Genomic DNA, 24,241 nt, shown 5'->3' with positions numbered 1-24,241 from the left:
AACCCGGTGATGCACCGATGTTCTAGGCCCGCCACTTTGCCCGCACGGACGTTATCGGTGAAAGCGAGGCAACCAGCCCTTTGTGCAGCATGATTCGTAGACGGGACGTTCAAGGCTGTACAGCGGCGATCGTCGGGCATCGCGGGTCCCGTCGACGAACGCGGGATGTCCTCAACAACTACCTGGAAGGACTGAACCAGTGACCAACAGCAACCGGACGACCCCGGAACTCCCGAGAGCCGTCTGGAGTAAGTCGTCCTACAGCGGCGGCAACGAAGGCCAATGCGTGGAGCTCGCCGACCTCGCAGTCACACCGTTCGCCGGCCAGCGGGGCATCCGGGACTCCAAGAACCCCGGCGGCCCCGCGCTGCTCATTCCAGCGGAATCCTTCGCGGCTTTCATGGCGGCTGTCAGGGCAGGCACTTTCGACATCTGACGAGCCCCGTCGCCCTGGCGAAGCGACGAGAGCCGGGAAGGGACCGCAGGCGAGTCCGATCCGTGCGGGCGACACGGCCGCATTCGCAGCCCAGAGCGCTATCACCGCCAGCCGACAGGGCCGCTGACCCGGAACACCGGACATCAGGCCAGGCGCCGCCGCAACTCCGCCGCGATCCTCGCGGTCTCGTCCGGCGCCACATCGGCGACCCCATGCTCCGCCATGAGCGCATGGAACTGCTGCTGCTCGTACGGGGTCCCAGGCGGCAGGGCAGCGACGTGCCAGTGCACATGCGGATTTCCCTGCCGGGACCCCAAGGACAGCAGATACACCCGCTCCGGCGCGAGCACCGCCTCGACCGCGAGCGCCACACGGCGTACGGCCTGCATCATCCGCATGTAACCGTCGTCCGAGAACCCGCTGACCACATCCTCCACATGCTCCCTGGGTGCGACGAGAACCTTGCCCGGCAGCGTCGGCCACCGGTCCAGGAACGCCACATGGTCCGCGTCCTCATAGACCAGCTCGTGCTCGTAGCCGGGTTCTCCCTTCAAGAACGCGCAGACGAAGCATGGCCCGAGACGGGCCCTGGCCTCGTAAGCTTCCAGATCGAACAGCTTCCGGCCCACGGACGACATGGCACTCCTCCACCAGAGCGGGGATCTCCCCGCAGCTCAACGCAGGAACCGCTCCTCGTAGTGGACACTGTGTGCCCGGCCGCTGTCGGAAGACACGCGCTTCGAGATCCCTTCGCCCGTGCGGCCACAGCCGTCGATAGGGCACGATCCGTTGCATGACGTCCGTGCCCACCGCCCCCGGCGCCCCAGCCTGGATACGCCCGGCGCCTTCCGTGACTGCCGTGCCCTACAACCACCCGGACGTCCGCCGACTCACGCAGGCCCTGCGCGCCGAGCAACTCGGCCTCTATGGGTTCGCCGACGACCCGGACGCCACCCCCGAGGCGGACTTCGACCCGCCCGTCGGCCTGTTCCTCATCGCGCACGTCGGCGACAAGCCGGTCGGGTGCGGAGGCGTACGCCTTCTCGATGAGCACACCGCGGAGATCAAACGCATGTATGTCTCTGGCGTGGCCCGCGCCCACGGAATCGGCCGGTACCTCCTCGAACACCTCGAACAGTACGCCGCCAGTCGCAGGGCTACGCGGATCATGCTGGAGACCGGACGGCGCAACACCGCCGCCCTTGCCCTCTACAACCGCGCCGGTTACCTGCCCTGCCCCTCCTATGTCGCCGGACGCGACCCCCGAGTCAACCGGGCCATGGCCAAGTCCCTCGGCAGCAGCTCAGCGCGATAGCCGGAGGACCGCCCCGTCCGGCGCCCGTTGCCGGGTGATGGAAGCCTGGCCAATTGCTCGGATCGGAACGGGGCACGCGGCGATTCGCCGTACCCGCGTCCCTAGCGGGACCTGCTGCCCTATGCCGGGTCGGGTGTCGAGGTGATGGTGCGGGTGTCGTCGCAGGTGGCGGTCGGCAGGATCGCCTTGGCGGCGACGGCGGCGGTCCACCGTTCGTCGGCGGTCTCGTCCGGTGCCCGCTCCGCGCCCCAGACCCATCGGCCTCCGTCCTGCGCCCGGTCGAGGACCGCGACGGCGTAGCGCTGACCGGTTACCAGGGGCTGGTAGAGGGGTTCAGCGGTCGTGTAGGTGCCCTGGGCGGTGCGGGTGACGGACTGGGAGAGGTCGAGATCGCGCTGCTGGGGGCCTTTGAGGGTCTTCTCGACGGTGAGGGTGGCTTCCTGCACGCCGGTGCTGGGGTCGCCGGTGTCGGGGGTGTAGTGGGTGGGGCCGGTGACGGTCCCGATGAGGACGGTGGGGGCGTAGGCGGCGACGTACTCAGGCGTGCTGGACGGCGGGGTGCACACCGACGAGATGGTGACTTCGCCGCCGTCGGTGAGGACGTATGCGCTGGCGCCGACGGCGGAGATGAGGCAGATGGTTGCGATGACGATCCGGGTCCTGGTGCGCACGGGCTATCTCCACAGGGCGTTGTAGTTGGCCTTGTCGAGGGCCTGGGGCGAGGTGATGGGCGGTGAGGCGATGTCGGTCCACATCAGCGACAGGACTCGACCGGACTTGTGGCACAGGCCGAGAGCATGGCCCAGTTCGTGCGCGGCGGCGGAATTCATGAAGGCTCGGCTACGCCCGCTCATCTTGTCCCGGTTGAAGCGCACGTAGTCGGTCGCTGCGGTGCCGGAGTCCTGTACATACTGGGCCACCGCCGCCCGGTCGGCGGTGCCTCCCCTGTAGTCCCGGAATTCCACGTCGTTGACGGTGGTAGCGGAGTCGGGGCGCAGCTTGATGCGCGCCCCGGTGAATTGCCACACCTTCAGGGCGTGCTTTCGGGCTGTGTCGTAGCGGGTGTTGTCCGTCCACCGGATCTCGCCGTCGTCTACGGACGACTCGGAGCGGCGCTCGCGCTCGCCGCCGATGCACGGAGCCGGAGCCACGGCGGCACGTCTCTGCTGGTCCGCGGTCAGATCGGAGGGGAGAGAGGAGACGAGGATCAGGGGCGCTGCGAGAGCCACGACGGCCGGGAGCCCCTGCAACTGAGCAGCCACATGCGTGACTCTACGGAATGCGAATCGCGCTCCGGCCAGCGTTCGAGACGGATCGCTGACTCTGGCGCGAAGTGGACGCCTTTGGCCAGGGCGGTATCCCCCGAACGAGGGACGGGGCTGAGAGCGATCGGGAAAGCCCGCCATTGGGCGTTGGGCCCGTACAACCATCGGGTGTATTCGCGTGTCTGTTCTGGTGAGCCGATCGGCTCGTGGATCACTCGGGTCCTGAGGGGCCCTGCCCTGGGACCCCTTCTCGTTGGGGACACATGCGAATTCGTGCCACCGTGGCCGCCGTTTCCGGTGCCATCGTTCTTTCCGCTCTCGCTGTTCCGGCCGCGCAGGCCGATGAGGGCCGCAACTGGACTCCGGAGCCCGGCTTCACCGCCGTCCAGCCCAAGCCCGGTACCAAGTCGAAGGAAGCGCTCGGCGCGACCGCGAAAGCCGCTGCCCCGAAGATCACCTCGGCGGTCGTCAACGGCGGGAAGCCGATCGTGGTCGGCACCAAGTCGAAGAAGACGGTCTCGTTCTCCGCCACGGCCACTGCCGACGCCGGTGTCGGCGGTGTCGCCGCGTTCATCTGGATCGGCAAGTCCATCGACGACAAGGACAGCTTCGGCTTCGGCCCGAACGGGACGTCGATCTCCTGCAAGGTCGTCAACGCCACCACCACGACCTGCAAGGGCACCATCACCCTTGACCCGAAGGACATGATCAGCACCGACGCCACCTGGTGGCGCGTCGGCGCTTCGGCCGTCACCGAGGAGGGCGAGGAGTTCGACAGCGCGGTCCTGTCCAAGGTCCGCGTCCAGCGGTTCTCGAAGCTGACCGTGAACGCCTCCCCGGAGCCCGTGAAGAAGGGCAAGACCATCACGGTCACCGGCAAGCTGACCCGTGCGAACTGGGACACCGGCACGTACAAGGGCTACAGCAAGCAGGCCGTGAAGCTCCAGTTCAAGAAGAAGGGCGCCAAGAGCTACACGACCGTCAAGACGGTCAAGACCAGCTCGACCGGCACCCTGAAGACGACCGTCAAGGCCTCGGCCGACGGCACCTGGCGCTACAGCTTCGCCGGCACGCCGAGCACCCCGGCCGTCTCGGCCAAGGGCGACTACCTCGACGTAAAGTAGTTGCACGGCGCAGCCCGGGGAGCCCCGGCAGGACATCGTCCTGTCGGGGCTCCCCGTTTGCGATGGGGCGGGACCAAGGGCGGCACTCGCAGGGGCTTCAGCACCGCCGAGTCAACAACCCCTCGCCCCGCCGCACAGGTTAAAGATCAAGTTAGGAGGCGCCCCCGTCTGCTCAGCGATGACGACCGGGTGTAATGACGGAACTCAGTCCGAACTCCTGATGGGCATCGACGATGCCGAATGCGACCGTGGGGTCGATCGGGAGTTCGCAGACGATCGGCTCGATGCCGTCGTAGTCGACGACCTTCCACCGGTCGCCGTCGTCGTCGACCAGGTGTCCGGTCAGGTCGTAGACATCGCCCGTGGCCGGATCGGTCCAGTAGGCCGGGACTTCGTCGGCGTACCGCCCTGGTGGGGTGGGTCCGATCCGCCGGTGTTCCTCCAGGTCCCACACCCGCACATGCTGCCCGTCGATCGCGGCGAGCACGGTCGGGCGGCCGTGCAGAGTGCCGCATGCCAGCGATGAGATGAAGGTGTCGCGGCCGTCGAAGAGCGGTGGTCCGACGGGCCGGCCGGTGAGAGGGTCCCACAACCGCACGTCCTTTCCGCCGGTGACCGCGACCGGGCGTCCGCCGACGGCGGTGAGCGCGACCGCCCGGACCTCGCCGCCGAGGTCCTCCAGCGGGCGGGAGGTGGGCGGGGACGCCTCCAGGTCCCACAGGAGCACGGTGTCCCTGTCGCTGGAGATGGCGACGGACCGTCCGTCGACCCGGCCCCAGGCGACGCTGCGCACGGCCTTGGTGTGACCGGTGAGCGGTCGCCCGATGGGTTGGCGCTGTCGAAGGTCCCATAGCCCCACGGTCGTGTCGTCTCCCGCGGTGAGAGCGATCGGGGTGCCGTGGAGGCTTCCGCAGGCTACGGCCCAGATCATGGACTGGTGGCCGGTCAGGGGGGCTCCCACCTGCTCGCCGGCGAGCAGGTCCACGATCCTGACGGTCTTGTCGTATCCGCCCGTGACGGCCACCACCCGACCGTCCACGCGGGTGCAGGCCACGTCCCTGAGTCCGTGACCGAAGTCCTTGTCCGGCGGGAAGTACGGCAGGGTCACGTGGCGGATCAGCTGACGGTCGTCCAGGTCCCACACCCGCAGGTCGCTGCCCACCACGACCGCGGCGGAACGCCCCTCCAGAAACGCGTGGGTGACGCTGGTGAAGGGCCGGGCATTCTCCACAGTGATCGGGGTGCCAGCCTCCTGATGGTCCGCCATGTCCCACACGCGGAGCGAAGAATGGTCGCCCGCGCACGTGAGCGCTACGGGTCGCCCGGCCGCCACACCGCAGGCCACCGCAACGACCCCGGCATCGGACAGGGGCGGCACGATCTGCGGACCGAACCGCATCGGCAACAAACGCCCAGGACGCTGGTGCTGTTGAGGGTGCGACATCGACGTCTCCTCTTTCCTTCCCACTCGAAGAAGCTCAGTGCTCCCACCCTGCCGTGACGAGCTGTGCCGTTCACGTCGGTTGGGCAATCCGTAACCCGATAAGGCCTGTTGACGTCAGTCGATCGTGGTGGACCATCCCCGGCGGGAGAGCGTCGTGACTCCCTCGGGGGTGATGGTCACTTCGGCGCTGCGGACGGGGAGGTCGCCGTCGATGGTGAGCCAGGTCCGTACGCGGTCAAGTTCGTCCCACAGCCGGCGCGGCCCTCCCTGATGGACGGTGGGAGAAGTCCGGCGGTCCGGGGCTGCGGCACGGGCCCAGGAGCCGTCGGCGTGGAGCATGTAGAGCGTGCGGCTGTCGCCGGGGCCCTGGTGCTGGCGGTGGTCGATGCCCGGGGCGCGGAGCTCCAGCGTGGAGCGGACGTCCCAGGTATCGGGCACGTACGTCAGGGGGAACCGGCTGGTGGTGACGCTGTCGCCCTCCGCATGCTGCGCCGTCTCCCACAGCGGCGAGTCCTCGAGGAGGGTGTCGTCGTAGTCGTCCCCGTGCCGGACGCTCATGAACCCGGCCACCTGCGGCGCCACCCTGCCGACGGCTCCCCCCTCGGGGGTGCGGTCGGCGACGATGACGAGCCCGGTGTTGGCGATGGTGGTCACCAGCCGCCCGCCGGGTGCGAGCGCTTGGAGCCACGAGGCGGGCACGGTGGGCAGGGCGACGGTGGAGATGATCCGGTCGTATCCGCCGTCGGGCAGGTCCCCGGTGAGGTCGCAGACCTCGACCCGCGGGTGGTGGCTGGCTTCGGCGAGCCGAGCACGCGCGGACTCCACCAGGTAGGCGTCGACGTCCACGCTGGTGACCCGCTCCTCGCCGACACGTGCGCAGGCCAGGGCCGTTCCGTACCCACTGCCGCAGGTCACCAGCAGACGGGAGGAGTCCTGGATCCATGCCTCCCGGTACATCGTCAGGATCAGGGAGGGCAGTGTGGAGGATGAGGTCGACCGTCGGTCTCTGCTTCGGGGCAGCGTCGCGGTCGTGTCCGCGTGGTCGGCGTGGCTGTTGCCGACACGGGTGACGAGGGTGGTGTCGGCGTAGGCGTTGCGCACCCACGCCTCGGGCTCGGCTGCTCCCTCGCGCCGGACCCACACGGGTCCTTCGCCGTCGCTGGTCTTTCTGGCCCACCAGTGGGGCACGAACGTGTGGCGCGGGGTGGTGGCCACGGGCTCGTACCAGCGTGACTCCGGCCGGACGGCCGTACTGGCGGCGAGCTGCCGGGCCGCTGGTTTGTATTCCTCTGTGGTGGTTTTGCAGAGTGGGAGAGGGCCCCGGCCCGCTAGGAGCAGGCCGGCGCACCGCTTTCGGTGAAGGACGTGGTCAGTCCGTAGCTGACACCCTTCGGGACGCCTCCCGCTGCAGGCGGGAGGCCCAACCTTGAGGCCGTGTGGGCTCTTCCGCGGCAAGGCAGGTGCGAGCCTCGGCCACCTCGTCCTTGTTGGGCAGCATCTGGTGGTCGGCCCAGATCAGGTTGAACGACTCCAGGCCTACCGTCTCGACCGCCGAAGCGACGAGCAAGTGGCCTACCTGATAAGTAGCAAGGCTTGGGCCGACGGGGCCAGCGGTGCTGGCACCGCGCCGTGCGTGCTTCTTGTACTGCTCGGATGTTGGTGCCCTGCGGACATCGACTGGCGTTCCATACAACTCCCGGGTGGCGATCTTTTCCGCCCAGACGGCGTGCCCCTCCTCCAGGAAGTCGATGCCTCCCGCGTGGAGCAGAGTCATCGCCTTGTTCGTGATCCAGTTCTCTCGGTGCCTGGACGCCCGGTTCTGGACCTGGTGCACCAGCTCATGGAAGACCAGCGCGGTCAGATACTTCTCGTCGGTCAGGATCCCGTTGTGGTGCAGGGCCTCCGGGACGAACACCGTCACGGATTCCTTGGTCCCCGGAACCGTCGTGGTGGCTGCCATCATCAGAAACTCGCACAGCACCGGAGTGCGTGAGTGCAGGAAGCGCAGCAGCACGGCCGACGTCAGCGTGATGAAGGGCCGCCGCCAACGTGGCACCAGATCCGCGTAGAGCCGCATGAGGTGGGCCATATCAGCGCTCATGGTGGCCCGAGCGGTCTCCACGGTGACGATAGGGAAATTCACGACGCCTGGGAGATCGAGTCCTGTCGTCGGTTGCACCAGCGGGGCGACCCGGATCAGGATGTCCTCGACTTGCCGACGCAGTTCGTCGTGCCTACCGGTCTCGTCCGCCACCTGGAACTTTGTCGTCATCTCAAACCGCCAGTTCGTTGGCATGGGAAGCGGCAGCTGCCGTGCTGGCGACGGTCATGGGCCCCTCGCTCTCCGGCTGGTCAGCGGACGGACGGGGCTGGGTGTGCGAGCGCATGGTGTTGTCCCTTCTTAGGTACTGCTCTTCCGACGGCGCCTGCCGGCTGTGGCGCAGTCGTGCCGACGGGATACGGGTGTGCAGGTGCGAGGGGGTGGTGGGCCTCCGCGGCATGCTGTCCGGAGTCCTCGGTGCGGCGCCTGGCGCGGCCGGGGTCAGTTCAGGCGGCCGAGGCGGTCGCGGACGCGGTCGGCGTCGGCGCCGTTCTCCGCCAGGTAGTGGGACAGTGCCTGGGAGTAGAAGGTCCGGGCTTCGGTGGGGCGGCCACCGTCCTCAGCGGCGTTGCCGAGCCACTCCAGGGTCCGAGCGGCTTGGCGCGGTGTGTGGCCGTCCAAAAACTCCTGCGCGGCGGCCAATAGCGCGCTCTCACCCGCCTCGAGATCACCTGTCTGGGTCTGGGCGCGGCCCTGCCAGGCCAGGGCCCGGGCGGCATCGTGAGGATCGACTCCCTCCAGAGCGTTTCGTGCGTCCCGGAACCGGCGCAGTGCCTGTGCGGTGTCGGCGGGGGTCATGAGCAGGGCGGCCTGGCCGAGGAGGATGTCCGCCAGTGCCACACCTCGTGTGTAGTCGTGCTCGGCGCGGATGCTCCGCGCCCGCTGCAGGAACGGCACCGCCTCCACCGCGTCGCCCCGTTGGAGATGGGTGGCGCCCAGTTCGTAGAGGGCTTGGCCCTCTGCGAGTGCGTCGCCCGCCAGGCTGGCCATCTCCCGGACGCGGGTGAAGGTGCGCAGGGCGATCGGATCGTCGGCCAGGCGCAGCCCCAGCCCGTAGGTGTTGAGCAGGTGGCGTTCTTCCAGCTCGCCGGCGCTATGGTCGTGGCCCACGGAGACCAGGGCGAGCGCGTGCATCTCGATCCAGTCCTCGCTGCGGCCCGCTGCCCGCCACCAGGGCCACATGCTGTAGACGAGGCGCCACACGTAGGCATGCAGGGCGTTCTGATGGGCGGCCCGGACCAGAGCGAGGAGGTTCTCGCTCTGTACGGTCAGCCACTCGATCGCGGCTTCGGGATGGGCGTGCCGTACGGGGTGTTGCGGGTGGTGCGGCAGGTCGACGGGGTTGATGTTGAGGGTGCGGTAGTGGCTGTCGGTGGCCTGGGCGTCGGCGGCCGCCGCGGCGGCGAGCGCCCATCCCAGTGCCCGTCCGAGGAGGTCGTCGCCGTCGGTCTCGCGCTCGCGGGCAAGTCCCAGGACAAATTCCCGGAACTCTGGGGAGGCGAATCGGTAGACCGGTCCCCTCAGTTCGTGAGGGCTCAGGTTGTCCAGCAGTGAGGTTGCGGCGAGTGCCGTGAGGTGGCTGGTGGCGTCCTCGGGGGAGGCCTTGCAGACGGCGGCCACGAGGGTGGCGTCGATGTCGTGGACCGGGAGGCGGCTCAGATCGCAGTAGCCCCGGGCGGTAGCCGGGTCCAGTCCTGCATACGCGGCGTCGAAGTGAGTGGTCATGGTTGCTCCTGGGCGGTGGTGGTCAGCCTCAGGCTGTGCGGCGTCACGGCTGCCGGTGAGTGCCTGGACCAGTGCGGACAGGGGTCGTTGTGGGTGGAGGGCGAGTTGCGCGGCGGTCATCGACAATGCGGCGGGGAGCCCGGCCGCCAGCTGGACCAGTTGCTCGGCGGCTGCCGGTTCGGTACGCAGCCGTTCTTCGTGCGCGCGCAGCGCCAGGTAGCGGTGTGCGGCACCACGGGGCAGCGGACCGACCTCGTGGAAGTGGGCGCCGTCTGCACCGAGTTCGACGAGCGGGTTCCGGCTCGTAGTGAGGACCAGGTGGCCGCTGCCGGCCGGCAGGCAGGCGCGGACGTCCGTCGCGTGCACCGCGTTGTCGAGGAGCAGACACATCGGGGCCCGTGTGGCAGTCGCGGACCGCCACCACGAAGCCCGCTCCTCGGCGCCGACGGGTGGCGCGCCGGGGCGCACGGACCGCAGCAGGTACCCCAGGGCCCTGCGGGCGGGGAGCGGGCCATCGGGTTCACCGCCCCGCAAGTCCACGTACAGCTCCCCTCCGGGGTGGAGGTGGTGGAGCCCGTGGAGGAATCGGGCGGCGAGGGCGGTGGTGCCCGATCCGGGAGGCCCGTGGAGGGCGATCAGCCGGGTGCCGGGTGCGGCGTCCGGACCGAGCGCCCGCCGCTGCAGCAGTGTCAGGTCGGTATCCCGGTCGACCCACCAGGCGGGCGGCAGGGGCAGTTGCCGGGGCGGTGGCGGCTCGGGGACGGCGGTGGTGGTGAACGTGAGACCGGTGACGCGGTTCGCCTGTACAACGGGGCCGTGGACGGTCCCGCCACTGATGCTGTTTCGGGTCTCGGTGGCGTGGCTGTTCCACGCTCGGGGCGCTTGGGTCATCGGTATCCCGGGGTGCTGGGCGCGGTACGGGTGCCGCGGTGGGAAGGCGTCATCGGGCTGCTCCAGCGGTCTCGTCCCGGTAGGTCAGAGCGCGGAAGGGTGAGCACCGCAGTCCACCCTCGGACACGACCAGGCGTTCGGTTGCCTGGCCCGGTTGGGGGCCGGCTGCTGGGTCCGGACTCCTGGCTCACCGGTTCGCCGCCCGGGTCCGCGGCTGTGCCGCATCCGTGGTGTGGGGCGTCGTGTCGGCTTTGCTCTGGCGGGTGCGGGCGGTGGCCTCAGTGGGTGGATGCGGCACGCAGGTGCCGATTCCTTGTCTGACGACCAGGAGCCCTTCAGCGATCAGGGGGCTGAGCGCGCTCTGCAGCGTGGTCCTGCCGACCCCGAGCTCGTCCATCAGTTGTTTGATGACGGGCTCGCCGGGCTTGATCGTGCCGTCCTGGATGCGTTCCCGCGCGATCTCGGTCAGGCGGGCCGTCGTGGTCACCGGGACCTGGACGCTGTCCTTGCCCAGCACGATGGTCCTGGAGCTGCGCCGCAGCACCCGCCCGTCGGCCTCCAGGGCGCGGATGGCCTTCCCCAGTGCGTAAGAAGTGACGCCGAGCCGGTTTGCCAGGACACTTTGCGCCGGGAGTTTGCTGCCAGGCGGGTAAGTGTCGGTGTCCGCGAGCAGGTCGACGACCCCTCGGTTGGCCGCGCGGACGGCGTGCGCCCTCGATGAGGTGCCGATCTGGTGCGGGCTGACGGCGGGGATGTCCTCCGACGAGATGGCGCGTCGTCCGTCTCGGTCGTACGGGGCGCGGGGGGCAAGGGGCGCGGTTGCGGGGGTCGTCGTCTGCGTGGCGCCGGGGTTCGGCGGTAGTACGCGGTGGTCCGGTGCGGGAGCGGGGCGAGGCGACACGTACGTGCCGGAGAAGGGCTCGGCGACCAGGAGACCTTCGGCGGCCAGCGGGCGAAGAGCACTGGATACGACAGACCCGTTCGTCTCGAACTCCTGCGCCAACAGGGGTACCAGCGGTGTGCCGGGTTTGAGCGTGCCGTCAGCGATGCGTTCTCGCGCTGCCGTGGCGATGAGCACGGCCTTGGTCTGGGTCGGCGCATCGCCCTCACCGCGCACGAAGACACCCTGCGGGGGGCGGATCCACACCCGCCCCTGGGACGCAAGGGCTTCCATGGCAGCACCCACAACGGCCTGAGCAACGCCGTACCGCTGACGCAACGCCCTGTACGTCGGCAGTCTGGTGCCCGGTGGGTAGGTATCGGTGTCCGCGAGGAGGCTTTCCAGCCCGTCGTAGACCCGGCGCCTCAGGGTGCCCGGCTTGGGAACGGTGGGGACCTTGCTTGCCGCCCAGGCCGCGGTCGCCGATGTCGAGCCCGGTCCTGGGATGCCGGACGGTGCGTCGCTCCGCTGGGAAGCCGTGGTGGATGACGGTTCGGGCGGCCCTTCACCGGCCCCCGGGTGTCCCAGGGTGTCGGGTGCGGTGAGTCCGTCGCGGTGAGATGGGGTCACCGGGCTGCTCCGGTGGCTTCGTCCCGGGAGGTCAGGGCGCGGATGGGGGAGCGCCACAGCGCTCCGGCGGCCACGATCAGGACAAGGATGCCGAGGGCCATGACGGTGCGGACGCTGGTGAGGGTGGCGAGGGCGCCGGCGGCCAGGGCGGCCAAGGGCATCAATCCCGTGCCGAGCCACAGGGCGGTCTGCTGGACGCGGGTGCGCAGCTCGGGCGGGGTGTGCCACTGCTGGACGGAGCGCTGGGTGGTGCCCACGACGGTGGCGGCGGCGTACTGTCCGCAGGCGGCGAGGAGGAGAGCGATGAGCCAGGTGGGCCCGGCCGCAGCGAGGAGCAGGGGTATCTGCACCACGGCGTGGAGGCAGAAGCCTGTGGTCAGGACGGGGCCGGAGCCGAAGCGCCGTACCAGGCGGGGCGCGATGAAGGCTCCGGTGAGACCGCCGAGACTGCCCGCGGCCATGACCATACCCAGGCCGGTTGTGCCCGTCTTGAGGGTGGTGAGGAGGTGATAGGGCAGGAGCGTCGTCGTCAGCGCGGAGCCGACGCTGGTCGCATACAGGGCGACGACCAGCGGCCGCAGAACCGGATCCCGGCCCGAGTACGCGAGGCCTTCGCGGATCTCCTCCTGCATCGGCCGCCGGACCGCTCGGTCGGGTACCGGCAGGCCCTGTACGCGGGATGCACAGCAGGCGGACAGGATCAGTGACACGGCGTCGGCTATCAGCGTGCGGGCGGGGCCGGCCAGGGCGATGAGGACCGTCCCCAGGGTCCGCCCGACGATCCCCGCAGTTGTGATCACCCCGGTGAACTGGGCGTTCGAGCGGTGTAGTTGCTCCTTGTCCGCCAGGAGCGGGACGGCGGCCATCGCGGACGCCTTGCGCAGGGTGGCCAACGACCCGGCCACCAGGGCGATCGCGTACAGGAGTGGCATCGACAGGGAGTCGAGAAGCGCGGCGGCCGGGATGGCCAGGACGACGGTTGCCGATGCGAGATCGGTGGTGATCATGACGGTGCGCAGGGGGTACCGGCCGAGCAGCACCCCGGCAGGCAGGGATACCACCAGCGCCGGGATGGTCGCGGCGAAGGTCAGCAGCGCGGCCTGCCCGGGGCTGGCGTCGAGTTGGAGTACGGCGAGCGCGGGCAGCGCGATGCCGTGGACGCAGGCCCCCGCATGCCCGAGGCCTTCGCCGGCCAGGAAGTACCGGCGTGACGTGCGGGCGGATTGGTCTAACCGTGTGAGGGCCGGTGGTGCCGTGGTCATAGGAGGGCTCCGAAGTGCAGAGACAGGGCACGAGCTGTGCGGACGGAAAGGCCAGGAGCGAAACGAGTCGTTGGCGCGGACGTGCGAACGGTGCCCCTCGCGGACACCGGGAGCACCGGCCGACGCTTGTCGTCGAGGGGCCGGGAGGTGCGTGCAGCGGCAGGGAACGCGGCCCAGCGCGGGCCCGGTGACTGCCAGGGAAGAGGCTGTTCGCCGGGGCCGTCAGCTGCCGGAAGCTGGGGAGGCGTTTCGGCGTTGGTCGCCTCCCCGACCGCGCAGGACTCCCGCGTGCCGGAGGAGCGATTGGATCGTTCCGTAGGACCGCTGGGTGTGTTCGCTGATGGCTCTGACGGACGCTCCGCTGTTGTAGACCGGAAGGATCTGCTGGAGGAACTTGTCTCGCTTGGCGCCTGCGAGCTGGGTGCGCTTTGGTATGACCGGCAGTTTCGCGAGGCCAGAGCGGGAGGAGGCCATGGGATGTCCGTTCGTCGTCATCGGCGCGGCCGGGCCGCGAGGACTTGTGCGTAGCGGGTGCGTCAGCAGTCAGAAGCGGAAGAAGGAGGTAGGTCCCTCGCCCGTGCGGGCCGCGGCACTACCGGAGTGGCTCCCCTTACCGCGGGTCCGGGAGGAGGCGCGCACGGCGTTCCGAAATGCGGCCCAGCGGGGGCCGGGTGGCCGCCACCGGGGCATTGAGGGTGCGAGCGTGAGGTGCCGGTCGCGTGCGGCCACGGAGGCGTGCGGTACCGAGTGGCCGGGGCGCTCCGCGGGTGCGGAGTGCTCCGCCGGACCGGATGTTCGGAGTGGTCCGTCGTCGGTGGTGCGGGCGGGATGGGCCAGAGCGGCACGGTGCGCGGTAGAGGTCCCCGCGCGTGCGTGGTGGGAGGCGGCTGCCCAGCCAAAGGCTTCGCGGGATGAGCGCCGGTCGGTGCTGCCCAGGGCCGTGTCGATGGTGGCAGCGAAGCGCAGGGTTCTGCAGTATTCGACGCCCTCGGGGGCGGGGCGGGCCAGGACGCGCCCGGCGGGCAGGGTGATGTCGACGATGTGCCCGGCCGGGTGCGGGCGAGGTAGGGGTGAGGGCAGGACGCGGATGTCGGTGCCCTGCTCGGTGAGGTGAAGGAGGTGGTCGAGTTGGGAGGCCATCAGCCGGGCGGTGCCGCTGCCGTGGTGGAGGACACGGTTGTCCAGCACGTACACCGCGCTTGCGGCCGGGGGCGTGGGTCCGCCGGGCAGGTAGGCGTCCGGCTCGGCGACGGCCTGGGCGTAGTGCGGGGTCTGCAGCGGGGCGGGGAGGTGTTCGTAGGAGAGCCAGCACACCCTGGCGGCGCCTTGGGTGCACGCGGCGAGCCGGCGGGCGTGGCCCGGCTCCCGGTCGCGGGTCATGCCGTTCCACTCGGGCCGCTGCGCCAGCAGGCGCCGCAGCCCCGGTTCGTCGGCCTGGCACCGGTAGAGGCCGGTGAGGTCGACAAGGGTGCCGGTGCTGATCTCGAGTCGGCCTTCCTCCAGGGCCAGTAGCGCTTGGGGGGTGACGCCGAGCATCTCGGCAGGCTGCTCCGGCAGCATCATGCGCTGCTCCCGGACGACTCGCAGGTACGCGCCGACCACGCGGGTCACCGGTGTCCACGGGGTCATCGGCGGCTTCCGGGCAGGTAGTAGGCGGGGCCGTGTTCTCCGGCGCCCCGGTACTCGACGTCGCCTCGCTGGGCGAGTTCGGCCAGCGCCGCCTTCACGGCGGCGGGGGTGGTCCGCAGGTAGTGGGCGATGAGCCCGGTGGGCAGGGCCTGGCCGGGCCGGTAGCCGCCGGTGGCGAGGCGGTGGCGGATCTGCACCGGCAGCGGGGCGTCCGGTGATGGCCGGTTCGGGGAGGGGCGGACGCTTAAGGACACGGCGTTCCGTTCTGGTCAGGGCCGGGCGGAGGTGAGGCTGTCGGCGAGGTCGGTGAGGAGGCCGGCGAGCACGGCGGAGCGCCAGTGCCGTTCGCCGAGGCTGATGACGCTGGTGTCGCGGGCAGCGGCAGCACGGGCGGCCGCGGCGCGTACTGCGGTGGTCCGGGCTGGCGAGGTGGCGTCCAGGCGGGCGGCGGTCAGGGTGAGGCGGTGCAGGATGTCGTTCTGGAGGGTCTCGGTGTGGGTGATGGTGTGGTGGGAGGGGCAGTGGCTCTGGTGCCACTGCTCGTACGCCCGGTTGCGCAGGTGACGGATGGCGTGCGGGTCCCACGCGGTGTCCGCCCCCAGGGGCACCGTCCGCGCGCCGGTTCGTGACGGAGCGGGGGACCGGCCCTCGGGTGCGGCCGGCCTCGGCTTCGCCTGCTGACGGGCCTGGGTGGTGGTCAGGGTGTGCAGGGCAAGGGCGATTGCGTCGGGAGGGGTGAGGAGTGTCTCGGCGAGCTGATCAGCTGGAGGAAGAAAGCTGGCCGAGGGGTATCCGCCGGAGGCGGTCATCGCGTCGAGGAGGTGGTGCGCGCGGCGGGCGGCGCGGATGGTGCAGTGGTCGTCGGGGATGCACCACTGCCGCCCGAGGTTCTCCACGGTGCCGGTGAGGGCGAGTTGCTGCAGGGCATGGCGGACGGCCGTGGGGGTACGGCCGATGCGCAGGGCCACGTCGGCCGGGTCCAGGATCTGACCGCCCGCTCCCAGGCGGCCCGCTCTGATGCGCTCGTCGAGATCGCCGGCAAGTGCGGTGTACCGCTGGTCACTTCGGACTCGTAAACCGTGGCCCGGGGCGTGGTCTGGGGAGGAGGGGGTCATGAAGTGCCGATCTGAGGGTCGGGGCTGGAAGGTTGCGGCCGCGATGATCGCCACGAGGACGGCTAGGAGCGTCACCCCGTACGCGACGCGTTTGGCTCTGGTCATCGGGCGTCCCGGTGGGAGTGGTGGTGTGCGTAGGCCTCGGTGAGCAGGCGGCGGCTGCGGTCGGTGTCGGGTTGGTCGAGTGCGTGGTCGATGTGGGTGGCGAGGGCGGTGGTGGCCTGGTAGGCGGCATCGGCGAAGCCACCGGTGACCACGACACTCACGTCGTCGGCCAGCGTCAGCTCTGCGTACGACCCCGGAGGGAAGAGATCCGGGACGACGTGGACCTGGCTTCCGTCGTGCTGGACGTTCAGCAGGTGCCTGATCTGCTCGCACATGAGGGCGGCCGAGGCGGCGCCGCGCCGTACGACGCTCTCGTCCAGGATCACGACATCCTGACCGCGCAGCTGGGGCCAGGGCCTGCTGGGGGCGGGCTGGAGGACGGCGGCGGCGTAGGCGGAGGTGTGCAGGGGTGGGGGGACGAGGTGGGTGGACAGCCACCGCACCCGAACCGACTGGCGTGCAACTGCGGCCAGCCGCCCGGCGAATCCGCCGGCACGGTCGTGCCGGTGCACCTCCCATACACCGCGGGCACCGGCTGCCGATGATCCTGCGGTGAGCTGGTCTAGGGCGTGCGCCTCGTCGGGCATCCCGTAGAGACGGCACAAGCGGGGCAGGTCGCCGCTCGTGGCGGGGATGCGTCCGGATTCGATGTGGTCGAGATGCTCGGCTGGCATGCCCAGGCGGTGGGCGGCTTCGCCGAGGTTGAGCCGGGCGTGCTGGCGGGCGTCGCTCAGGATCGCGCCGACGACGTGGGCGACCGGGTGCACTTGGCCGGTCATCGGACCGCCTCGTCGGTAAGGGCGGGCATGGGACGGCGGCTGTTCTCCAACAGCCAGGCCAGGTCCCGCTGGTCCCAGAGCGGGGCCTGCGGGCCGATGGCCCAGTAGTCTCCCGGCCCGGTCCGAGCCTGCGGGCCGGGGAGGTGGACGGTGCTGCCCGGGCGGATCAGGCGCGCTGTCTCGCTGCGGCGTACCGGCCGGGGCCCGGCCTGGGTGACCAGGAGCGCCGCCCTGGTCTCCGGGAGGCCGATAACCGGGCCCCACCGGGTGACAGGTATCCGGGAGAGGAAGGAGCGGCAGACCGACGGGCTGACCCGTACGAAGTCCAGCCCCCGGCCGGCGACGGCAGCCGTGCCCCACGGCGGCACGTCGCCGTCGAGCGCGGGAGGGGCACCGGGGAGCAGGAACAGCGGATCGAGCCGAGTGCCGGCCGGGTCGTCCGGGCGGACCGGCGGGGGCTGTTGGGCGATCAATTTTCCGGCCGCCGCGGCGGTAGCTGCGGGGGGATCGGCGGCGAGGAGCTTTCGGTGCCAGCCTGCGGCTATGAGCTGAGGATCGGTCAGGCCGGAGGCACGCAGCAGGTCCAGGCACTCCTGGACACGTGCCTCGCTGAGGGTGGTCATGCGGGAGATCCGCGCGACCAGCTTGTCGTCGGGTACGTCAACCGGCAGGCACCGCCACACCGCCTCGACGTCGTCGGCCACCGCCCCCGGGTCACGGTCACCGGCGTCGAACGGGTCGAGGAGCCCGAGACTCAGGGACCGGTGGGCGAGGGCACGCAGCGTTCCGGTTTCGGCCCGCCGATGGCAGGATCGCTCGTTCGCCCTCACCGAGGCGGGCCGTACCTTCAGGTGCGCGGCGGCCTCGGGAAGGGTCATGCCGCCCACGGTGAGCAGGGTGAGGACGGTGTGCTGACGCTTGCTCAGCTTCGTCGGCGTGCCCGCTGCCGTCCGAGGAACCGGCCGTGGGGCGGGGGCTGACGATGCCGGAGAAGGTTGCTGATCCGGCGGGTCGACTGGAGTGTCCGCTCTGATCACGCCGAGCTTCCATCCTGCGTAGACGGCGCCCTCAAGGGTGCGGTGGCGGGTGCGGAGATGGTGCAGATACCCGTTGACGGCGTTGATGCTGAGACCGGTGAGGTTGGCGATCGCCGCGGGAAGCCGGGAATCGGGCACGTCCAGGGGCAGGCAACGCCACACGGCCCACAACTCGCCTGCCGTTGCGCGATCGCCGGAGAGTTCCGGACGCAGCAGCACCTCGCCGCGCAGAGACTCGTGGATCAGAGCCCGGCCGGTGGCGACGCCCGCCAGATCCTTGCAGCGGTCGGTCCTCCAGGCGATGGTGCTGGTGGTCGTGGCTTCCGCCCGGGCGCACGCGGCAGCGTCCCGCCCCGAGGCCATCAGCGCCAGCACCCGACGCTGAGCCGGTGCCGGATCCCAGGCGCCGGTCCCCGCGGGAGAGGGGCGCACCGCCGTGGTCTGCGGGGGAATCACAGTCTGATCGACGCTCAGCACGTCGTGGGCGAGACCGACCTGGATCAGCCCGTGGAGGCTGGTGGCGTGGGTCTGGCACAGCTGGTCGATGACGGACTGGATGTGGTCACGGCCCACCCCGATCGCGGTGGCCAGCACCGGGATGAGATCGACGTCCAGGATGTCCCAGTGCAGGGCCGCCCAGACCTGCCGTGTCAGGGGGGTAACTCGCGGCAGCAGCGGGCCCGGGCAGGGCCTGCGGGGCACCAGGCCCTGTGCCACGAGCTGGAAGGACAGGGAGCGCAGCGTGAAGACACCGAGGGCACGCTGGAGGTCGTCCACGGCCGCGGCCATCGACCTAGGCGCCATGCCCAGGGCTGTGGCGGCGTCCAGGGGAGACAGCCCGGCCGTGATCCGCTCGGCCGCCAGCAGGTGCCGCTCACTGAGCCTCTCGCTGCCCATCACGGCCTCCCGGCCGGGGCAGAGTCAGGGAGAACCAGCGTTGCGGCACGGCCCTGCTGGGCAGCGAGCTTCCGGATCTGGTCGGGAGTCGCGGGGGTGACGTCCTGGAGGTCACGTACGAAGCGTTCCGCGACCACGGCCGACAAGAGGTTCGGCCTGGTGCCTTCGCCCTCGTCCAGCGCTGGCTCCTCCTCCGCGTCGCCCTCATCCTGGGCCAGCTCCACGTACTGCTCCTCCAGCGCGCCGGTGGTACCGGGCACGAACAGCGAGCCGTAGACACCCACCAGCTCCGCCCGCCCCGCCCACAGCCCCTGCCGGCCCCGGTCCTTCAGGACAGGGCACCAGCTCAAGGCACACCCCGCGCACGAGGGCGGCATGTCGGTCCGGCCCTGGGCCGGGTACTGCGTCGTGCCGTCCGCCCGCCACCGGGGAAGTACGAACAACGGATGCCCCTGATCGTTGCGGGCTGCGGGCCGCCGGCAGCCCTGGCACGCCAACTCGACCATGCACAACGCCTGCCGGTACGGGGAGACCTGGGCGCCGACCGGCCGCCCGGAGGGGGAGCCGACCGTCCGCATCAGCAGGACATCGAAGCCCGGGTACCGGTCCTGTGGGGAAGAGTCGCAGTAGCTGAGCCAGCCGTCTGTCGTGGTCGTCAGCGACGGCACGTGCAGACCTCGTTCGCCGGTCGTGAGTGCCATGAACGGCATATGCGTAGCCGAGACCGCCAGCGGGTCCCCAGGGGGCGCCGCTGGTACCGGGCCGTGTGCGGCGCTCGGGGTGAGGGAGGTGAACATCGGCGAAGATCCGTTTCGGGACAGGTAGGAGCGATACGTGGGCGGCGGAGACCAGGGCGGACGGCGGCAGGCTGCCCGGCCATCGGCCCGGCCGATTTCGGCGCGGGAGCGACCAGGGCAAACTGGTTCGTTGGCAGGGCGCGGACTTGCGGCGAGGGCGGCTCCAGGAACGGAGCGGCTGTCACATCAGCGAACTCAAGGCCGGCCGCCAGCGACGGTCAGCGCTATGCGGTGCGGCTCCACGGCATTCCCGTTGGGCAGCACCTCTCCGGTGTCCTCCATCCGCAGGACCCCGTTGCACAGCACGACATATCCCTGACCGGGCACGTGCATCCGCACCTTTGCCGCCCCGTGGTCAGAGTCGGTCGCAGCGGGGCAGGGCGGCTTGTGGGCGCATACACCGGGAGTGTTCTTCGGTAGGGGTCCCATAGGGTTCTCCGGTTGTGGCTGGTCAGGCGGATTTGAGGGCGACGGCGGCGTAACTGGCGCGAAGGTCGTGTGCGTTGTCGGGGAGGCGCTGGGCGAACTCTCCGTAGCCCGAGCCCCACAGCCCGGTGGGAACCACACCCGGGCTCTGCACGGTCCACCGGCCCAGGAGCGCCCGGATGTGCCCGGCGGAGCGCGGGTGATAGGCGATGCCGGAGGCGGCATAGACGTACCGCTCGGCCAGGACACTCCTCTCGTCCTGCGTACTGGTGGCGGTGTGGGTGACCGACACGGCACTTCCAGGCGGGAGATGGGCGTGCAAGCCGTTGACGAGGTCGAGGGCCTGGTGGTCGTCCTGCCACTCCAGCAGTCCGTGGGCCAAGGCCGCGATGGGCCGCTTCATGTCGAACCGGGCCCGGACCGGTGCCCCGGCCAGGAGCGCGGCGACGTCGCAAGCATCCGCTCGGACGGCGGCGGCTCCCGGGTCGTTGGTGAGGGACATCTCGGCGCGACTGTGGGCCGGACCGAAATTGTCGACGTACACGGTGCTTACGCGCTCGTGGACGGTGCGGGCGGCGTCGTGGGCGTGCAGGACCTCGTCCTGGCCGGGGTCGTAGGGCCAGCCGCAGCCCAGATCGAGGAACTGCGTGTAGCCCTCCCTGGCCAGCCACTTGACGACCCGGGTGGTGTGCCGCCGGTGGGCGCGGACCTCCTCGCGCAACCGGGGCGACACGCCCAGGAGCTGGACGGCCAGCTCCTTGTCGGGTCCGCTGTAGTCCGACCCACCGCTCAGGTAGTCCAGGACGCGGGAGACATGCGGTGCGGGACCATCTGCAGTGCGGCGGCCCGTCCTGCCGGTGGCGACGACGAGATCTGTGCGGGACATGCTGCTCTCCCAGTTCCTTGAGCGTGAGCGTGATCAGACGCGTGCGGTGGGCCGGACCGGTTTGACCGCGACGCCGGCGAAGGCCCCGGAGTGGTCCCCCGGCGCCTCGCACTTCTCGAGGCGGGGTGAACAAATGCCGGTGGGCACCAAGCCGGGCTGCAGCAGCGGCCAGCCGCCGAGGAGCGCCTCAATGTGCCCCTGCGACCGCGGCTGGTAGGCGATGCCTGCTTCTTCGCACAAGGGCGTGAGCTTCGACATCGGCTGGACCAGGTCCTCGGTCAGGTCGGTGATCGACAGTGCCCTGCCCGACGACAGAGCCTCCCTGAGCCCCCGGGCGGTGTTCCTCGCTTCGACGAGGCTCATCCACGACAGAACGTTGTGGGCCAGCACCGCCACCGGCCGGGCCGACGTGCTCTCGGGCGGCGTCATGCGTCCCTCCCCTGGGCCGGGGACTTCACGGCGATCGCGGCGAAAGCGGCGGAATGCTCGGGCGGGCGGCGGGCGCCCAAACTGGACTGGTGCCACTGGCCGGTCGCGCACAGGCCCGGCCCCTGATGGACGAAGTCGCCGAACAGGGACTCGATCTCCTCACGTGAGCGCGGGCGTACGGTGAGGCCGTGCGCGGCGTAGGTATCCACGAGAGCGGCCACCGCTTCGGGGGTGAAGTCGCCGGTGAGGTGAGTGATGGCCAGAATGCTCCCGGCCGGCATCCACGCCCGCAGCTCACTCATCGCCTGCTGCACCACGGTGTCGTCGGGCCACCAAGGGAGGACGTCGCCCAGGAACACGGCGACAGGGTTGTCCAGGTCGATCGCACCCCGTATCGGAGTGCTGGTGAGGAACGAGCCCATGGGCATGATGTCCGCGCGGATGACCGTGGTCGCGTCCCCCTGGTCCAGCTCGGCCGACAGATGTGCGGCGACCCCTGGGTCATGGTCGACGTAGACGACGGGAAGCTCCCGGCCCAGGACGTCGTACAGGACGGGATGGTGGGGCCAGCCGCAGCCGAGGTCGAGGAACTGGCGCACCCCCATGTCCCGGGCCCAGGTGTAGGAATTCCGCTGGAATGCGCGGTTGATCCGGGCGGACTGCTGCACCCACGGGGCCACGGCCAGGGCGGCGCGGGCGGCTTCCCGGTCGGCTGGGTAGTTCTGGGAGTCGCCGAGGTACCACCCGTACACCCGCGAGGCGTTAGCGCTCTGGTAGTACGCGGCGTCCAGGTGCGGCTTCGTGACGAGCTCTACGTACGTCACGAGGTGCCCGCCTGTTCTTCGCCCGTTCCCTGCTCCGGCACCGAACGGGCGGTCCCGCGCGTCGGGCCGCCCGGGGTGTAGTTCGGGTCCTTGGCGTAGTCGGAGTGAGAGGGGTGCAGGGCGATGGCGGCGTAGGCACCGGAGTGGTGTTCGGGCAGCTGGGCGTGGGCGTGTTCGGGGAAGAACTTGCCGGTGGCGACGGGTCCGTCCACGTTGGACAGTGGCCAGCGGGCGAGGAGCTTCGCGATCTCTGTACGGGAGCGGGGCTGGAAAGGGCGGCCCGTTGCCTGGATGAGCAGGCGCGCCGCGAGGTTATGACGGGAGCGGACTGCCGCCTGTCGTCCGGTGGGCAGCAGGTCGGCGGTGGAGTGGATAAGGGCGATCGCGCTGCCCGGCGGCAGCCACTCCCGCAGCCTGTCCAGCCCGAACCGGAGATCGGCCGTGCTGTCGGTCAGCGGACCGATGTCGTCGACCAGGACACCGACAGGACGGCGGCGGTCGAGATCATTCAGAGCAGGGTGGCGCAGCAGCTGGAGCATCTCCGCGAGGCCCGCACCGGTGTGCCGGTGGCCGCAGGGGGGCCCGGATTCGCCGGTCGCGGTCAGGACGTTCACGTGGACGAAGGAGGCGTGCGGGACCGCTGCGCACGGGGGTTGCAGGTCGGCGGCCAGGCCAGGCCAAGGCCGGTAGGGGCCCGCGCTGAACATGACGAACTGGTCGATGCCCAATCGCCGGTAGAAGAGCTCCGTGCTGTGGAAGAGGAAGCCGCGCTGCATCTCCAGCGACCTGGCGAGCCAGGGGAGGGCCTTGCGCAGTCGGCCAGCGAGTTCACGGTCGGCAGGAAGGGTCTGGCACGACTCGCCCATGAACCAGCGCATGGCCCGCACCGCTGCCGCCGCCTTCACATGACCGGTGCCCAGGGCTATGGGGGGCAGCTCCGGGGGGCGGTGGATCGCCCGCGGGCTCATGCTGCTGCCCCTGACGGGATGCGGCCGCTGGTGGTGATGGGCAGTGCGCTGAGGCTGTTGGAGATGATCGACTCCACCGGGGTGAGCTGCTCCTCCTCGACGGCGATCACTGCGTCGGGGAAGGCCTTCAGGAAGGACCGCGTGGCGATCTCGGCCTCCGCGACGGCCAGCGGGGCGCCGAGGCACATGTGGGCGCCGTGCCCGAAGGAGAGGTGCGCGGAGGCGTTGGACCGCAGCACGTCGAAGGCGTCGGGCTGGTCGAAGATGTCGGGGTGGCGGCCGGCGGCGCTGTAGGCGGCGAGGATCGGCTCGCCCTGCTCGATGCGTACCCCGATCTCGGGCAGGTCGATGGGTTCGGTGGCGTAGCGCAGGGGGAGGAAGGCGACCGACGCGTCGCGGCGCAGAGTCTCCTGGACCGCCGCAACCGTCGCTTCCTCGGGGTTGCGGCGCACGATCTCCAACTGGCGCGGGTGCGTGAGGAGGTTCCGGTGGGTGTTGACGATCAGCCCGACGGTGGTCTCGTAGCCGGCGGAGAAGACGAGGAGGAGCGTGTCGACCAGCTGTTCCTCGCTGAGCCGCATCTCGCCGTCGCGGGCGCGGATCAGGTCGGTGGTCAGGTCGTCGCCCGGGTGCTCGCGCTTGTGCTTGACGAAGCGGCCGAGCAGGGCTTTGAGGGCTTCCCCGTTCTGGAGCGCTGCGGCCATGTCGAGGGACGTGTCGAAGACCTTGCCGACCGGCTCGGCCATGGCCTCCTGCCACGCACGCGGCATGCCCATGAGGTGGTGGATGACGTCCATGGGGAGCTGGTGGGCGAAGTCCGCGCGCAGGTCCACCCAGTCGCCGGCCCGCTGCTTGGTCAGCATCCGCTCAAGCAGGCGGTCCGTTATCGTCTGGATGACCGGGCGCATGGCCTGGGTGCGGCGGTGGTTGAAGGCCGGGCCGACCAGCCTGCGCAGGGCCCGGTGGTCGGTGCCGTAGGCGGTGAACATGTTTTCGACGGCGATCCACAACCAGAGCGGCCACCGCTGAACGGTCTGCTCGAAGTCGGGGTAGTGGCGGCGGGAGTCCTTACTCACCCGGTTGTCGACCAGCAGCCGCTTGAGGTAGTCGGGGTGGCTGACCGCCCATGCTTCGACGCCGAGAATATCGACGCGGGCGACGCGACCGCGGGAGCGGAGCTCGCGATCCTCGCCGACACGGTCACGGGCCTTCGGGTCCAGAACCAGCGGGGTGATGCTCATCGTGGGCCTCCTACTAGTGCTGCTCGGGGAGCGGA

At 70.3% G+C, this 24,241-nt stretch carries 25 protein-coding genes; 3 read left to right on the top strand and 22 right to left on the bottom strand.

Translation table 11 applies throughout. The annotated features are described in order from the left end of the window. Nucleotides 1-199 precede the first annotated feature (199 nt). The gene (locus ACK8N7_RS00515; protein ID WP_500440338.1) at nucleotides 200-436 is read left to right on the top strand and encodes a DUF397 domain-containing protein; all 237 of its coding nucleotides are present in this window, start codon (nucleotides 200-202) and stop codon (nucleotides 434-436) included. Nucleotides 437-579: 143 nt separating this feature from the next. Here the strand turns inward: ACK8N7_RS00515 and ACK8N7_RS00510 are convergent, their stop codons facing one another. Continuing rightward, complete coding sequence (locus ACK8N7_RS00510; protein ID WP_500440337.1) at nucleotides 580-1,074, bottom strand: HIT family protein; 495 nt, start codon at nucleotides 1,072-1,074, stop codon at nucleotides 580-582. Nucleotides 1,075-1,229: 155 nt separating this feature from the next. Between ACK8N7_RS00510 and ACK8N7_RS00505 the strand changes: the two genes are divergently transcribed. After that, nucleotides 1,230-1,751 (top strand): GNAT family N-acetyltransferase, encoded by a 522-nt coding sequence (locus ACK8N7_RS00505; protein WP_500440336.1) that lies wholly within the window; start codon nucleotides 1,230-1,232, stop codon nucleotides 1,749-1,751. A gap of 119 nt (nucleotides 1,752-1,870) precedes the next feature. On the opposite strand, the gene ACK8N7_RS00500 is transcribed toward ACK8N7_RS00505, so the two are convergent. Beyond that, nucleotides 1,871-2,422, bottom strand: coding sequence for a hypothetical protein (locus ACK8N7_RS00500; protein WP_500440335.1), 552 nt, complete (start codon nucleotides 2,420-2,422; stop codon nucleotides 1,871-1,873). 3 nt (nucleotides 2,423-2,425) lie between these two features. Continuing rightward, entirely contained in the window at nucleotides 2,426-3,013 is a 588-nt protein-coding gene (locus ACK8N7_RS00495; protein WP_500440334.1) for a zinc metalloprotease, read from the bottom strand. A 266-nt stretch (nucleotides 3,014-3,279) separates the two neighbouring features. Here ACK8N7_RS00495 and ACK8N7_RS00490 point away from each other — a divergent pair, with 266 nt between their 5' ends. Then, complete coding sequence (locus ACK8N7_RS00490; protein ID WP_500440333.1) at nucleotides 3,280-4,140, top strand: DUF5707 domain-containing protein; 861 nt, start codon at nucleotides 3,280-3,282, stop codon at nucleotides 4,138-4,140. Between the two features lie 172 nt (nucleotides 4,141-4,312). Here the strand turns inward: ACK8N7_RS00490 and ACK8N7_RS00485 are convergent, their stop codons facing one another. The 19 genes from ACK8N7_RS00485 to ACK8N7_RS00395 all read right to left on the bottom strand — a co-directional run bounded on the left by ACK8N7_RS00485 (nucleotide 4,313) and on the right by ACK8N7_RS00395 (nucleotide 24,206). Continuing rightward, nucleotides 4,313-5,407, bottom strand: coding sequence for a WD40 repeat domain-containing protein (locus ACK8N7_RS00485; protein ID WP_500440332.1), 1,095 nt, complete (start codon nucleotides 5,405-5,407; stop codon nucleotides 4,313-4,315). 291 nt (nucleotides 5,408-5,698) lie between these two features. Then, a complete protein-coding gene (locus ACK8N7_RS00480) occupies nucleotides 5,699-6,799 on the bottom strand; it encodes a methyltransferase domain-containing protein (RefSeq protein WP_500440331.1) in 1,101 nt (366 codons plus the stop codon). Nucleotides 6,800-6,953: 154 nt separating this feature from the next. Then, nucleotides 6,954-7,838 carry a hypothetical protein gene (locus ACK8N7_RS00475; protein ID WP_500440330.1) on the bottom strand — a complete coding sequence of 295 codons (885 nt, stop codon included), beginning with the start codon at nucleotides 7,836-7,838 and terminating at the stop codon, nucleotides 6,954-6,956. 288 nt (nucleotides 7,839-8,126) lie between these two features. After that, entirely contained in the window at nucleotides 8,127-10,301 is a 2,175-nt protein-coding gene (locus tag ACK8N7_RS00470) for a hypothetical protein (protein ID WP_500440329.1), read from the bottom strand. Nucleotides 10,302-10,488: 187 nt separating this feature from the next. Further along, entirely contained in the window at nucleotides 10,489-11,811 is a 1,323-nt protein-coding gene (locus ACK8N7_RS00465) for a GntR family transcriptional regulator (protein ID WP_500440328.1), read from the bottom strand. After that, nucleotides 11,808-13,073: an MFS transporter gene (locus ACK8N7_RS00460; protein WP_500440327.1), complete on the bottom strand. Its 1,266-nt coding sequence runs from the start codon at nucleotides 13,071-13,073 to the stop codon at nucleotides 11,808-11,810. The genes ACK8N7_RS00465 and ACK8N7_RS00460 overlap by 4 nt, the downstream gene beginning before the upstream one ends. 222 nt (nucleotides 13,074-13,295) lie before the next feature. Next, nucleotides 13,296-13,547 (bottom strand): helix-turn-helix domain-containing protein, encoded by a 252-nt coding sequence (locus ACK8N7_RS00455; protein WP_500440326.1) that lies wholly within the window; start codon nucleotides 13,545-13,547, stop codon nucleotides 13,296-13,298. 69 nt (nucleotides 13,548-13,616) lie between these two features. Continuing rightward, complete coding sequence (locus ACK8N7_RS00450) at nucleotides 13,617-14,702, bottom strand: Scr1 family TA system antitoxin-like transcriptional regulator (protein ID WP_500440325.1); 1,086 nt, start codon at nucleotides 14,700-14,702, stop codon at nucleotides 13,617-13,619. Further along, nucleotides 14,699-14,956 (bottom strand): hypothetical protein, encoded by a 258-nt coding sequence (locus ACK8N7_RS00445; protein WP_500440324.1) that lies wholly within the window; start codon nucleotides 14,954-14,956, stop codon nucleotides 14,699-14,701. The genes ACK8N7_RS00450 and ACK8N7_RS00445 overlap by 4 nt, the downstream gene beginning before the upstream one ends. Before the next feature lie 15 nt (nucleotides 14,957-14,971). Continuing rightward, nucleotides 14,972-15,922 carry a hypothetical protein gene (locus tag ACK8N7_RS00440; protein WP_500440323.1) on the bottom strand — a complete coding sequence of 317 codons (951 nt, stop codon included), beginning with the start codon at nucleotides 15,920-15,922 and terminating at the stop codon, nucleotides 14,972-14,974. Continuing rightward, nucleotides 15,919-16,701, bottom strand: a complete 783-nt coding sequence (locus tag ACK8N7_RS00435; protein WP_500440322.1) for a Scr1 family TA system antitoxin-like transcriptional regulator — start codon at nucleotides 16,699-16,701, stop codon at nucleotides 15,919-15,921. Before ACK8N7_RS00435 ends, ACK8N7_RS00440 begins: the two co-directional genes overlap by 4 nt. After that, on the bottom strand, nucleotides 16,698-18,635 hold the full coding sequence (locus tag ACK8N7_RS00430; RefSeq protein WP_500440321.1) for a hypothetical protein: 1,938 nt from the start codon (nucleotides 18,633-18,635) through the stop codon (nucleotides 16,698-16,700). Before ACK8N7_RS00430 ends, ACK8N7_RS00435 begins: the two co-directional genes overlap by 4 nt. Next, nucleotides 18,635-19,336: a hypothetical protein gene (locus ACK8N7_RS00425; protein WP_500440320.1), complete on the bottom strand. Its 702-nt coding sequence runs from the start codon at nucleotides 19,334-19,336 to the stop codon at nucleotides 18,635-18,637. The genes ACK8N7_RS00430 and ACK8N7_RS00425 overlap by 1 nt, the downstream gene beginning before the upstream one ends. Nucleotides 19,337-19,627: 291 nt before the next feature. Next, nucleotides 19,628-19,861, bottom strand: a complete 234-nt coding sequence (locus tag ACK8N7_RS00420) for a DUF5999 family protein (RefSeq protein ID WP_500440319.1) — start codon at nucleotides 19,859-19,861, stop codon at nucleotides 19,628-19,630. Nucleotides 19,862-19,883: 22 nt separating this feature from the next. Further along, entirely contained in the window at nucleotides 19,884-20,744 is an 861-nt protein-coding gene (locus ACK8N7_RS00415) for an SAM-dependent methyltransferase (protein WP_500440318.1), read from the bottom strand. Nucleotides 20,745-20,777: 33 nt separating this feature from the next. Beyond that, nucleotides 20,778-21,173, bottom strand: a complete 396-nt coding sequence (locus tag ACK8N7_RS00410; RefSeq protein WP_500440317.1) for an SAM-dependent methyltransferase — start codon at nucleotides 21,171-21,173, stop codon at nucleotides 20,778-20,780. After that, nucleotides 21,170-21,997: an SAM-dependent methyltransferase gene (locus tag ACK8N7_RS00405; protein WP_500440316.1), complete on the bottom strand. Its 828-nt coding sequence runs from the start codon at nucleotides 21,995-21,997 to the stop codon at nucleotides 21,170-21,172. The genes ACK8N7_RS00410 and ACK8N7_RS00405 overlap by 4 nt, the downstream gene beginning before the upstream one ends. Next, nucleotides 21,994-22,965 carry an SAM-dependent methyltransferase gene (locus ACK8N7_RS00400; RefSeq protein WP_500440315.1) on the bottom strand — a complete coding sequence of 324 codons (972 nt, stop codon included), beginning with the start codon at nucleotides 22,963-22,965 and terminating at the stop codon, nucleotides 21,994-21,996. The genes ACK8N7_RS00405 and ACK8N7_RS00400 overlap by 4 nt, the downstream gene beginning before the upstream one ends. After that, nucleotides 22,962-24,206, bottom strand: coding sequence for a cytochrome P450 family protein (locus tag ACK8N7_RS00395; RefSeq protein WP_500440314.1), 1,245 nt, complete (start codon nucleotides 24,204-24,206; stop codon nucleotides 22,962-22,964). The genes ACK8N7_RS00400 and ACK8N7_RS00395 overlap by 4 nt, the downstream gene beginning before the upstream one ends. Nucleotides 24,207-24,241 lie beyond the last annotated feature (35 nt).

The sequence above is a fragment of the Streptomyces griseobrunneus genome, assembly GCF_046713465.1.
GTDB lineage: Bacteria > Actinomycetota > Actinomycetes > Streptomycetales > Streptomycetaceae > Streptomyces > Streptomyces microflavus.
The sequence above is the reverse complement of the archived record's forward strand: the minus strand, read 5'-3'. Positions and strand labels throughout refer to the sequence as shown.

Coding starts and splice junctions, on each gene's coding strand:
- ACK8N7_RS00510 (WP_500440337.1), bottom strand. CDS start 1,074: ATGTCGTCCGTGGGCCGGAAGCTGTTCGATCTGGAAGCTTACGAGGCC.
- ACK8N7_RS00505 (WP_500440336.1), top strand. CDS start 1,230: ATGACGTCCGTGCCCACCGCCCCCGGCGCCCCAGCCTGGATACGCCCG.
- ACK8N7_RS00490 (WP_500440333.1), top strand. CDS start 3,280: ATGCGAATTCGTGCCACCGTGGCCGCCGTTTCCGGTGCCATCGTTCTT.
- ACK8N7_RS00485 (WP_500440332.1), bottom strand. CDS start 5,407: ATGGCGGACCATCAGGAGGCTGGCACCCCGATCACTGTGGAGAATGCC.
- ACK8N7_RS00470 (WP_500440329.1), bottom strand. CDS start 10,301: ATGACCCAAGCGCCCCGAGCGTGGAACAGCCACGCCACCGAGACCCGA.
- ACK8N7_RS00460 (WP_500440327.1), bottom strand. CDS start 13,073: ATGACCACGGCACCACCGGCCCTCACACGGTTAGACCAATCCGCCCGC.
- ACK8N7_RS00455 (WP_500440326.1), bottom strand. CDS start 13,547: ATGGCCTCCTCCCGCTCTGGCCTCGCGAAACTGCCGGTCATACCAAAG.
- ACK8N7_RS00450 (WP_500440325.1), bottom strand. CDS start 14,702: ATGACCCCGTGGACACCGGTGACCCGCGTGGTCGGCGCGTACCTGCGA.
- ACK8N7_RS00440 (WP_500440323.1), bottom strand. CDS start 15,922: ATGACCAGAGCCAAACGCGTCGCGTACGGGGTGACGCTCCTAGCCGTC.
- ACK8N7_RS00435 (WP_500440322.1), bottom strand. CDS start 16,701: ATGACCGGCCAAGTGCACCCGGTCGCCCACGTCGTCGGCGCGATCCTG.
- ACK8N7_RS00430 (WP_500440321.1), bottom strand. CDS start 18,635: ATGGGCAGCGAGAGGCTCAGTGAGCGGCACCTGCTGGCGGCCGAGCGG.
- ACK8N7_RS00425 (WP_500440320.1), bottom strand. CDS start 19,336: ATGGCACTCACGACCGGCGAACGAGGTCTGCACGTGCCGTCGCTGACG.
- ACK8N7_RS00420 (WP_500440319.1), bottom strand. CDS start 19,861: ATGGGACCCCTACCGAAGAACACTCCCGGTGTATGCGCCCACAAGCCG.
- ACK8N7_RS00415 (WP_500440318.1), bottom strand. CDS start 20,744: ATGTCCCGCACAGATCTCGTCGTCGCCACCGGCAGGACGGGCCGCCGC.
- ACK8N7_RS00410 (WP_500440317.1), bottom strand. CDS start 21,173: ATGACGCCGCCCGAGAGCACGTCGGCCCGGCCGGTGGCGGTGCTGGCC.
- ACK8N7_RS00400 (WP_500440315.1), bottom strand. CDS start 22,965: ATGAGCCCGCGGGCGATCCACCGCCCCCCGGAGCTGCCCCCCATAGCC.
- ACK8N7_RS00395 (WP_500440314.1), bottom strand. CDS start 24,206: ATGAGCATCACCCCGCTGGTTCTGGACCCGAAGGCCCGTGACCGTGTC.